General features: G+C 40.0%; 1 pseudogene. It reads right to left on the bottom strand.

What is annotated here, in order from left to right:
* Positions 1-605: pseudogene (locus AB4496_RS28915) on the bottom strand (porin); the annotation flags it as partial.
* Positions 606-652 lie beyond the last annotated feature (47 nt).

Here is a 652-nt window from a genome sequence, read left to right as displayed (position 1 = left end):
GTATCAACATCCGTACTATTGATTTGCGCCTTACCTTTTACTACCTTAACCGCTTCACCAATCCATTTTCCACCATGTTTATTAAAGTAGCCTAAACGAACTGTTTCATCACTAGAGCTTGCATCAACCTTATAAGTTAAGGTTTGAAAATAACCTTGACTGTATGAACGGAAGAATCGCAGTTCATCGCCTTTCTTCGCTAGTGCTAATGCAGCCTTTTCATACTTGTCCGCTGCACACTGTTCTCCGTTTTCCGCACTATATGCCAGAACAGTACCATTGCTATTGATGCGGCAAACATATTGACCAGATAAGGCTTTAGAGTTAACTCGGCTGAGCAAAGCAGTCGCGTCACTACTGCTTACGGAACTGTTTGTCGAGAATTCCCCCAATACAGTATTAAAAGGAACCAGTTGAGCTTGTGAAGCTGCAGGTAATTTAGCTACAGCATAATCTAGAGCTATAAAGTCTACTTTTGCTTTTTGTAAACTTCCTGCCGCATAATTTACCAATTCACGAGCTTGAAAATAACCTTCTAGATTTGGCGACGCATAAACAGAAGTACCAAGAGTGGCAAGGATAATACCTATAGATAATTTCTTCAAAACTTGACTCCTACTACTTCGCTTTAAAATTGCTTGGAGACTCAAAT

This window comes from Vibrio sp. 10N.222.46.A1 (assembly GCF_041473595.1).
GTDB classification, from domain to species: domain Bacteria; phylum Pseudomonadota; class Gammaproteobacteria; order Enterobacterales; family Vibrionaceae; genus Vibrio; species Vibrio tasmaniensis_A.
Note: the sequence above shows the minus strand (reverse complement) of the source record. Positions and strands in the feature narration are given on the sequence as shown.